Consider the following 8,926-nt stretch of genomic DNA (forward strand, 5'->3'; position numbering starts at 1 on the left):
GAGACACGCGCGAGCGCGCGCCGCACGCGCGCTCCTTTGTCGATCCGCCGGCGGCGACAGCCGGGACGGCCATCGTCCCGCCACACGGACCCTTGAGAACGCCGGGGCGGGAGGGCAGGTTCCGAAGGGCGGGTTCCCAAGGGCTCCCGGCGTTGTGACTGGCAGGAAGAGCGGGCATGGTTTCCCTCGACGATCGATGGTCGCCGCCGCGGCGGCGCCTTCTCATGCGGCCTTCGGCTTGAGCGCTTATTCCCTGCATACGCGCCGTGTCCCGCCCGGTCCCGCCTCCCGCCCGAGAGGCGCGCGGGCGCCGCGCCCCGTTCCGATTCGGCGATTCGGGCCGGCGGCAGCGCTCGGCAACGAGCCGCCGCTCGATCTCGACGCGCCGACCGTCTCGAGCCATCGCCATGCCCTGAGCGTGCGCTGGCTCGGCGCCTCGGTGCTCACCGCCCTGGCCGGCTTCCTCCTGATCGGCTCGGCGATCGTCGTGTCCCAGCGCGGCGACACCGACGTCATCGAGGCGCCCGAGACGGAGGGGCTGGCCCAGCCCCGCCGAGCGGAGGCGGGCGACGCCCTCAAGAAGGGCGACAAGCTCGTGCGGACCGAGACGGTGGCCTCTGCCAAGCAGACGTTCCGGGCCCCGATGACGATTCGCAGCGGGGAGCGCGAGGTCATCCGCATGCGCTCCTTCACCCGCGTCGCGACGGCCCTGCCGATGACGACCGGGGTCTATGCCACCTCGATTCCCGCCTTCAATCCGATGCGCTTCATGTCCGGACAGGACAACGAGCGCGCCCTCGAGCCGCCGCCCGAAACGGCGGATGCGGAAGAGGTCTCGATCGTCAAGACGGACCTCGCCACCCTCGTACAGGACCCCTCCGGCCCGACTCTCGGCGACCAGGACGCGGCGGCACAGGTCGCCGCGGAACTGCGGGCCGGCGCGGCCCGCCAGGGCGGCCCCGGACTTCTCGCCCTGCCGACGCCGAGCTTCCTGCCGCGGGCCGTGGGCGCGGGCCCTCCGAGCCTTGTGCCCTCCCTGTCCCCGCGCCCGGGCGACGGCGCCTTCCGGTCGATCGAGGTCAGGGTCGTGCCGGAGAACGTCACCAACCTGCCCAAGCCCGGCGAGCGCTCGGCGGAGGCGGCCTTCGAGGACCGCGTCGTGCCCCTCAAGCGGGGCGACACGCTCGAAGCCGTGCTGCGCGCCAACGGCGCTCCCCCCGGCGACGCCCGTACGATGACGGCCCTCCTCGGGCGCGACAGGCCGCTGGACGGCCTCCAGCTCCGCCTGCTCCTCGCGCCGCGCGAGAAGCAGGGCGATCCGCGCACCATCGTCCGCGCCCTGCTCTACGGCGAGCGCGGCATCGAGGCGATCGCGGCGATGAACGACCGGCGCGCCTTCGTCTCCGTGGCCCCGCCGGTCGAGGAGCGCCGCGCCGACCAGCGCGGGCCGGCCTCGAAATCAGGCGATGAGAGCGACGACGAGGACGAGGGCACGGGCCCGCAGCTCTTCGCGAGCGTCTACGAGGCGGCGGCCAAGCACGATATCCCGCGGCCCGTGGTCGAGGAGCTGGTCCGCGTCATGGGCTACGACGTCGATTTCCAGCGGCGCGTCCAGCAGGGCGATTCGCTGGAGCTGGTGCTTGGCTCGGACGACGAAGCCGGGGACAGGCAGGAATTGCTGGAGGCGGTCCTGACCACCGGCGGCGAGACGCGCCGCGTCTTCCGCTATCAGGGCGAGGACGGCACGGTCGATTATTTCGACGAGGAAGGCCGCTCGCTGAAGAAGTTCCTGCTGAGGAAGCCGATCCTCGAGGCGAGGCTCACCTCGGGCTTCGGCTTCCGCATCCATCCGATCCTGGGCTATGCCAGGGGCCACAAGGGGGTCGACTGGGCGAACAAGATCGGCACGCCGATCTTCGCGGCCGGCAACGGCACCATCATCAAGGCCGACTGGGCCTCGGGCTACGGGCGCCGGACCGAGATCCAGCACGCCAACGGCTACGTGACCACCTACAACCACCAATCCGCCTTCGCGCGCGGAATCGCCCCCGGCGTGCGCGTGCGCCAGGGCCAGGTGATCGGCTATGTCGGCACGACCGGCCTCTCCACCGGGCCGCACCTGCATTACGAGGTGATCGTCAACGGCACCTATGTCGATCCGATGAAGATCCGCGTGCCGCGAGGGCGGGAGCTGGACGGGCGCTCCCTCGCCGAGTTCAACCGCCAGCGCGACCAGATCATGGCGATCGCCAAGCGCGGCGCCACCGTCAGCCAGGTCGCGGCGAGCCCCCCGGGGGGCTGAGGGCGCCTTTCGGGCAGCCTTTGCTATCCGCCGAAGCCGAGCCGCAGGCGGATCGATTCGGCCGTCTCCCCGGCTTCGCGCAGATCGGCGAGCGAGGCCGAGCCGGCGCTCTTGGCGAGCTTGGCGCCGGCCTCGTCCCGCACGAGCGCATGGTGGTGGTAGAGGGGGCGCGGCAGGCCGAGAAGGGCCTGGAGCAGCCGGTGCAGATCGGTCGCCGCCTCGAGGTCGCGCCCCCGCACGACGTGGGTGATCCCCTGGAGGGCGTCGTCCACCACGACCGAGAGGTGATAGCTCGTCGGCGTATCCCGGCGGACGAGCACCGCATCGCCCCAGCCTTCCGGCCGGGCCCGCACCTCCTCCTCCCCGAAATCGAGGCCGAATCGCCTCCAGGACAAGGGCGCGGGAGCAGCGAGGCGTGCGCGCGCCATATCCAGCCGCCAGGCGGCCCGCTCGCCGGCGGCGATCCGGGTGGCGGCCTCCTCACGCGATAGGGCGCGACAGGTTCCGGGATAGAGGAAGGCCCCGTCGGGGTCGCGAGGCGCGGCGGCGCCCAGCCGCGCCGCGTTCCGGGCGACCTCGGCGCGGCTGCAAAAGCAGGGATAGAGAAGGCCTCCGCCGCGCAGGCGCTCCGCCGCAGCTGCGTAATCGGCGAGGTGGCGCGACTGGCGCCGGACCGGCTTCTCCCAGGCGAGCCCGAGCCAGGCGAGATCCTCGCAGATCGCCCGGACGTGCTCCTCTCGCGTGCGGCCGGGATCGATATCCTCGATTCGCAGCAGGAGCCGGCCGCCGGCCCCGCGCGCGAATCGCTCGTTCAGGAGCGCGCTGTAGGCATGGCCCAGATGCAGCCGCCCGTTCGGGCTCGGCGCGAATCGGAAGGTCGCTGGGTTCATCGCCGGTGCCGGATTTTCGAGGGCGAGATGTGCAGCCCCCGGCCGCCCGCGGCAAGCGCGCTGGCGACGGCTCCGTTCCCCTTTTCGATCGCATCGATTAGCCACGGGACATGGCGCGCAGGCTGATCCTCGATTCCCCGGACGCGATGGCGCGCGGCGCGCGCGCTCTCGCCCGCCGCGATCCGCTGATGCGGCGCCTCGCCCGGGACCTGGGTCCGCCGCCTCTGCGCAGGCACGAGCCGGGCTTTCCGGGCCTCGTGCGGATCGTGGTCGGCCAGCAGCTCTCGATCGCGAGCGCGGCCGCGATCTGGACCCGCTGCCTCGCCGAGCTGGCGCCCCTGACGGCGGAGGCCGTCGCGGCGGCCTCCGAGGAGCGCCTGCGGGCCGCCGGCCTCTCGCGGCCGAAGATGCGGACGCTGCGCGCCCTCGCCGCCGCGGTCGAGGGCGGGGCCCTCCCTCTCGATTCGCTGCACGAGCACGAGGCCGATTCGGCCCATCGCCTGCTGACGGGCGTGAGCGGAATCGGGCCCTGGACGGCCGATATCTACCTCCTCTTCTGCCTTGGCCATGCCGACGCCTTCGCTGCGGGCGACCTCGCCTTGCAGGAGGCGGCGCGCGACGCGGCGGGGCTCGATGCGCGGCCGAACGCGGCGGCGCTGCTCGCCATGGCGGAGAACTGGCGTCCCTGGCGGGGCGTCGCGGCTGGCCTCCTCTGGGCGCATTACCGGCGCATCAAGACGCGCGAGGGCATCCTGGCCGCCTGATTCGGAGGCGTCCCGGCCTTCCCCAACTCGATCGAGCCTGCCAGACCCCGCATATGGCGACCTCCGACCTCGCTGAAGCTCCCGCGGCCTTTCGCCTCGACGTCGCCGATCTCGCCTGCATCCGGGCCGGGCGGCGCGTGCTCGCGGGGGTGAGCTTCCGGCTCGAGGCGGGAGACGCCCTCGTCGTGACCGGGCGCAACGGCGCAGGCAAATCGACCCTCCTCGCCGCGCTGGCGGGGCTGCTGCGGCCGGAGCGGGGACGGATCGAGCTTGCGCCCGGAGAGGGGCCGCGCGGGGAGAGGCTTCACCTTCTCGGACATCGCGACGGGCTCAAGGCGCAGCTCACCCCGGCCGAGAACCTGCGATTCTCGGCCGCCTGCCTCGGCGGCAGGGGCCTGGAGATCGGGGCGGCGCTCGCGCGGGTGGGCCTCGGAGCGGCGGCCGACCTTCCCTCCGCCTATCTCTCGGCAGGACAGAGGCGGCGCCTCGGCCTCGCCCGGCTGCTCGTCTCCCCGCGCCCGCTCTGGCTGCTCGACGAGCCGACCAGCGCCCTCGACGCCGAGGGCCAGGCGCTGCTGGACGAGCTGATGGCCGCGCATCGCGCCGCGGGCGGCGCGATCCTCGCCGCGACCCATTCCCCCCTCCCCCTGCCCGGCGCCCGGACGCTGAGGCTCGGGCGGCCGGGGACGGCCTGATGGCGGCCTTCCGGGCCCTCCTGTGGCGCGACCTCCTTCTCGCCGGCCGGATCGGCGGCTCGGGGGGGCTCGGGCTCGTCTTCTTCCTGATGATCGTCGTGCTGATCCCGCTCGCGCTCGGGCCGGACCTCCAACTGATCTCCCGGATCGGGCCGGCCGTCCTGTGGATCGCAGCGCTCCTCTCGACGCTGGTCGGGCTCGACCGCCTCTTCCAGGCGGACGAGGAGGACGGCTCGCTCGACCTGCTGCGCCTGTCCGGGACGCCGCTCGAAATCCTCGTCCTCGCCAAGGTCGCGGCCCATTGGCTGACGACGGGCCTGCCCCTCGCCCTCGCCTCCCCGCTCTTCGGGCTGCTCCTGGCGATGGAGCCGCGCGCCATGGGCCTCGCGCTTCTCTCGCTGCTCGTCGGCACGCCGGCCCTCACCTTCCTCGGAGCGATCGGGGCCGCGCTGACGGCGAGCCTGCGGCGCGGCGGGCTGATCCTCGCCGTGCTGATCCTTCCGCTCGCGGTGCCGACGCTCATCTTCGGGGCGGCCTCCGCCGATCCACTCGGCGAGGCGGCCCCCTCGGCGCTCCTCCTGCTCCTCGCCCTGACGCTCGCGACAGGCGTCGTCGGCACGCTCGCCGCCGCCGCCGCCCTGCGCCACGCCGAGTGACGGGGCCGGACGCCGCATTGCCCGCCGCCGCTCCCTCGGCTTAGAGGCTTTCCATGCTCGCGCGTCTCGCCAATCCCGGGACCTTCATGCGCTGGTCGCGGCCGGTCCTGCCGCCGCTTGCCGCGGCGACGGCGCTCGTCGCCGCCATCGGCCTCTATCTCGCCCTCGCCGTCGCGCCATCCGACTACCAGCAGGGCGAGACGGTGCGGATCATGTTCATCCACGTGCCCTGCGCGTGGCTCGCCATGTTCTTCTACGTCGCGATGGCGCTCGGCGCCCTCGGCTCGCTGCTCTGGCGCCATCCGCTGGCGGATGTCTCGCAGAAGGCGGCGGCGCCGATCGGGGCGACCTTCGCGCTCCTCTGCCTCGTCACGGGCTCGCTCTGGGGCAAGCCGATGTGGGGCACCTACTGGGTCTGGGACGCGCGGCTCACCTCGATGCTGATCCTGTTCCTGATGTATTGCGGCATCATCGCGCTCTGGCGCACCATCGAAGACCCGGCGCGGGCCGCGCGGGCGGTCTCGATCCTGACGCTGGTCGGCCTCGTCAACATCCCGATCATCAAGTTCTCGGTCGAGTGGTGGTTCACGCTGCACCAGGGCCCCTCGGTGTTTCGCATGGACGGCCCGACCATCCATCCCGCGATCCTGGTGCCGCTCTTGGTGATGGCGCTGGCCCTCACCCTGCTGGGCCTCGCCCTGCACCTTCTGGCGATGCGGACCGAGGTGCTGCGGCGGCGCGCGCGGCGCCTCGCGCTGCTCGAGATCGAGCGTCTCGAAGAGCCCTCGACCGCCCTCGCCCCGACCCTGGAGGAGGCATCGGCCTGATGGGCGACTACGCGTTCTACATCTGGTCGGCCTATGGCGCCGCCGGGATCGGCATCGGCCTCCTGGTCCTCCATACCGTGCTCGACTATCGCGCCCAGGCGCGGAAAGTCGCCAGCCTCGAAGCCAGGGGAAGGGCCGGCCATGGCTGAGACGCCCCTCCCCTCCGGCAAGGGCCGCAGCATCCTCGTGCTCCTGCCGGTCCTGATCTTTGCCGGCCTCGCGATTCTCTTCGCCGCGCGGCTCGCGGCGGGCGATCCCTCGCGGCTTCCCTCCGCCTTGATCGGCAAGGCCGTGCCGGATTTCGACCTGCCCCCGCTCCCCGGCGTCGCGGCGCCCGGAGGGGGGCCCCTCCCCGGCCTCGCCCGCGCCGACCTGCGGGGCCGCGGCGTCACCGTCGTCAACGTCTGGGCGTCCTGGTGCGCGCCCTGCCGCGTCGAGCATCCGGTCCTCGAACAGCTCGCGGCCGAGCCCGGCATCCGCATGGTCTCCATCAACTACAAGGACAAGCCCGAGGCGGCCGCACGCTTCCTCCAGGGGCTCGGCAATCCGTTCGAGGCGGTCGGCCGCGACGAATCGGGGCGCACCGCCATCGATTGGGGCGTCTACGGCGTGCCCGAGACCTTCATCGTCGCCGATGACGGCACGATCCGCCACAAGCATGTCGGCCCGCTCACGCCCGAGGCGATGGCGGGCTTCATGGAGGCGGTGAAGGCCGCCGCCCGGGGAGGAAAGCCGTGACGCTGTCGATCGTCGTCTTTTCCGACGTGATTTGTCCCTGGTGCTTCATGGGCAAGCGCCGCCTGGAGCGGGCGCTCCGCGAGACGGACCTCGCCGATTCGACGGAAATTCTCTGGCTTCCCTTCGAGCTGAACCCCGACATGCCCGCCGAAGGCATCGCGCGCGAGGACTATCGCCGCGCCAAGTTCGGCGCCGGGCGCGCCGATCAGCTCGACCGCGAGATGACGGCGCGGGGCGCCGAGGAAGGCATCGCCTTCGCGTTCGACCGCATGGCGCGGACGCCGAATACCCGCCGGGCCCACAAGCTCATCGCCCATGCGACCCGCCACGAGCGGGGCGGGGCCGTCGCCGAGGCCCTGTTCCGCGCCTATTTCGAGGAGGCGCGCGACATCGGGGCGGAAGAGGTCCTTCTGGACATCGCGACGGCCGCCGGCCTCGACCCCGAGGAAAGCCGCGCGGCGCTCGCGAGCGAGGAGATCGAGCGCGAGGTCGTTGCGCTGGAGCGTCGCGCGCAGGAGGTCGGCATTTCCGGCGTGCCCTTCTTCATCGTCGACAACGAATGGGCCGTGTCGGGCGCCCAGCCGCCCGAGCAATGGATCGCCGCCCTGCGCGAGCGGGCCGGGGCTCCGGCGGCGGGATAGGGACGCGCTTCGGGCGCCCCCTTTGGCATCCCCGGCGCCCGAAGGGCCGGGAAGGGGATCCAAAGCCGCCTGCGAGCCCCCTGGATCCCCTTCCCGCGCCTGCGGCGCGCCGGGGATGACAGGGGCGGGCCCTACAGCCCGAGCTTCTTCTTGCGCTGGGCCAGGGTGCGCAGGCGGAGCGCGTTGAGCTTGATGAAGCCCGCCGCGTCGCGGTGGTCATAGGCGACGGCGCCCTCCTCGAAGGTCACGAGATCCTGGTCGTAGAGCGTGTTCGGGCTCTCGCGTCCGATCACGTGGACGCCGCCCTTGTAGAGCTTGAGCCGGACCGTGCCCGAGACCAGCTCCTGCGACTTGTCGATCAGCGCCTGGAGCATCTCGCGCTCGGGCGAGAACCAGAAGCCGTTATAGATCAGCTCGGCATATTTGGGCATCAGCTCGTCCTTGAGATGCGCCGCGCCGCGGTCGAGCGTGATCGATTCGATGGCCCGATGGGCCAGCGCCAGGATCGTGCCGCCCGGGGTCTCGTACATGCCCCGGCTCTTCATGCCGACGAAGCGGTTCTCGACGAGGTCGAGCCGGCCGATGCCGTTGTCGCGGCCGAGATCGTTGAGATGCTTGAGCAAGGTCGCCGGCGACATCGCCTTGCCGTCCACCGAGACGGGGTCGCCGCGCTCGAAGCCGATCGTGATCACGGTCGGGATGTCGGGCGCCTCCTCGGGCGAGATCGTGCGCGAGAAGACGTAGTCGGGCACCTCGGCGGCCGGGTCCTCCAGCACCTTCCCCTCGGAGGAGGAATGCAGGAGATTCGCATCGACCGAGAAGGGCGCCTCGCCCCTTTTGTCCTTGGCGATCGGGATCTGGTGCTTCTCGGCGAAGTCGATCAGCGCCTCGCGCGAGCGCAGGTCCCATTCGCGCCAGGGCGCGATGACCGTGACGTCGGGCTTCAGCGCGTAATAGGCCAGCTCGAAGCGGACCTGGTCGTTCCCCTTGCCGGTCGCGCCGTGGCAGACGGCATCCGCCCCGAGCTGCTCGGCGATCTCGATCTGGCGCTTGCCGATGAGCGGGCGCGCGATCGAGGTGCCCAGCAGATAGAGCCCCTCGTAATGCGCGTTCGCCCGGAACATCGGGAAGACGTAGTCGCGCACGAATTCCTCGCGCAGGTCCTCGATGAAGATGTTCTCCGGCTTGATGCCGAGCAGCAGCGCCTTCTGGCGCGCGGGCTCCAGCTCCTCGCCCTGACCGAGGTCGGCGGTGAAGGTCACCACTTCGGCCTGGTAGTTGGTCTGCAGCCACTTGAGGATGATGGAGGTGTCGAGGCCGCCCGAATAGGCGAGCACGACCTTCTTGACTTGCTTCTTGTCCGACATGCGAGGCTCCGGGGAGGCTGGCGCGCCTTACCAGCCTCCGGCGGCC

The 8,926-nt window shown here is 71.8% G+C and carries 10 protein-coding genes; 8 read left to right on the forward strand and 2 right to left on the reverse strand.

Features of this window, described 5'->3' with window-relative positions; all coding sequences use genetic code 11:
- Positions 1-238 precede the first annotated feature (238 nt).
- The gene (locus PKD06_RS16880) at positions 239-2,302 is read left to right on the forward strand and encodes a M23 family metallopeptidase (protein ID WP_324382146.1); all 2,064 of its coding nucleotides are present in this window, start codon (positions 239-241) and stop codon (positions 2,300-2,302) included.
- A 23-nt stretch (positions 2,303-2,325) separates the two neighbouring features.
- On the opposite strand, the gene gluQRS is transcribed toward PKD06_RS16880, so the two are convergent.
- Positions 2,326-3,192: a tRNA glutamyl-Q(34) synthetase GluQRS gene (gene gluQRS, locus PKD06_RS16885; protein ID WP_324382149.1), complete on the reverse strand. Its 867-nt coding sequence runs from the start codon at positions 3,190-3,192 to the stop codon at positions 2,326-2,328.
- Between the two features lie 110 nt (positions 3,193-3,302).
- Between gluQRS and PKD06_RS16890 the strand changes: the two genes are divergently transcribed.
- The 7 genes from PKD06_RS16890 to PKD06_RS16920 are packed head-to-tail and all read left to right on the forward strand — an operon-like array spanning position 3,303 to position 7,513.
- On the forward strand, positions 3,303-3,956 hold the full coding sequence (locus PKD06_RS16890) for a DNA-3-methyladenine glycosylase 2 family protein (RefSeq protein ID WP_324382151.1): 654 nt from the start codon (positions 3,303-3,305) through the stop codon (positions 3,954-3,956).
- A 53-nt stretch (positions 3,957-4,009) separates the two neighbouring features.
- Positions 4,010-4,651, forward strand: a complete 642-nt coding sequence (ccmA, locus tag PKD06_RS16895) for a heme ABC exporter ATP-binding protein CcmA (protein WP_324382153.1) — start codon at positions 4,010-4,012, stop codon at positions 4,649-4,651.
- Positions 4,651-5,307: a heme exporter protein CcmB gene (gene ccmB / locus PKD06_RS16900; RefSeq protein WP_324382155.1), complete on the forward strand. Its 657-nt coding sequence runs from the start codon at positions 4,651-4,653 to the stop codon at positions 5,305-5,307. The genes ccmA and ccmB overlap by 1 nt, the downstream gene beginning before the upstream one ends.
- A 53-nt stretch (positions 5,308-5,360) precedes the next feature.
- Entirely contained in the window at positions 5,361-6,134 is a 774-nt protein-coding gene (locus tag PKD06_RS16905) for a heme ABC transporter permease (protein WP_324382157.1), read from the forward strand.
- A complete protein-coding gene (gene ccmD / locus PKD06_RS16910) occupies positions 6,134-6,283 on the forward strand; it encodes a heme exporter protein CcmD (protein ID WP_324382159.1) in 150 nt (49 codons plus the stop codon). The genes PKD06_RS16905 and ccmD overlap by 1 nt, the downstream gene beginning before the upstream one ends.
- Positions 6,276-6,872, forward strand: coding sequence for a DsbE family thiol:disulfide interchange protein (locus tag PKD06_RS16915; RefSeq protein ID WP_324382160.1), 597 nt, complete (start codon positions 6,276-6,278; stop codon positions 6,870-6,872). The genes ccmD and PKD06_RS16915 overlap by 8 nt, the downstream gene beginning before the upstream one ends.
- Positions 6,869-7,513, forward strand: a complete 645-nt coding sequence (locus PKD06_RS16920) for a DsbA family oxidoreductase (RefSeq protein ID WP_324382162.1) — start codon at positions 6,869-6,871, stop codon at positions 7,511-7,513. The genes PKD06_RS16915 and PKD06_RS16920 overlap by 4 nt, the downstream gene beginning before the upstream one ends.
- Before the next feature lie 131 nt (positions 7,514-7,644).
- Here the strand turns inward: PKD06_RS16920 and PKD06_RS16925 are convergent, their stop codons facing one another.
- Complete coding sequence (locus PKD06_RS16925; protein WP_324382164.1) at positions 7,645-8,880, reverse strand: argininosuccinate synthase; 1,236 nt, start codon at positions 8,878-8,880, stop codon at positions 7,645-7,647.
- Between the last annotated feature and the right edge of the window lie 46 nt (positions 8,881-8,926).

The organism is Enterovirga sp., from assembly GCF_035325185.1.
Classification (GTDB): Bacteria; Pseudomonadota; Alphaproteobacteria; order Rhizobiales; family Beijerinckiaceae; genus Enterovirga.

What these genes read in the sequence shown, in the direction of transcription:
- gluQRS (WP_324382149.1), bottom strand. Translation starts at nt 3,192, where the DNA reads ATGAACCCAGCGACCTTCCGATTCGCGCCGAGCCCGAACGGGCGGCTG.
- PKD06_RS16890 (WP_324382151.1), top strand. Translation starts at nt 3,303, where the DNA reads ATGGCGCGCAGGCTGATCCTCGATTCCCCGGACGCGATGGCGCGCGGC.
- ccmA (WP_324382153.1), top strand. Translation starts at nt 4,010, where the DNA reads ATGGCGACCTCCGACCTCGCTGAAGCTCCCGCGGCCTTTCGCCTCGAC.
- ccmB (WP_324382155.1), top strand. Translation starts at nt 4,651, where the DNA reads ATGGCGGCCTTCCGGGCCCTCCTGTGGCGCGACCTCCTTCTCGCCGGC.
- PKD06_RS16905 (WP_324382157.1), top strand. Translation starts at nt 5,361, where the DNA reads ATGCTCGCGCGTCTCGCCAATCCCGGGACCTTCATGCGCTGGTCGCGG.
- ccmD (WP_324382159.1), top strand. Translation starts at nt 6,134, where the DNA reads ATGGGCGACTACGCGTTCTACATCTGGTCGGCCTATGGCGCCGCCGGG.
- PKD06_RS16915 (WP_324382160.1), top strand. Translation starts at nt 6,276, where the DNA reads ATGGCTGAGACGCCCCTCCCCTCCGGCAAGGGCCGCAGCATCCTCGTG.
- PKD06_RS16925 (WP_324382164.1), bottom strand. Translation starts at nt 8,880, where the DNA reads ATGTCGGACAAGAAGCAAGTCAAGAAGGTCGTGCTCGCCTATTCGGGC.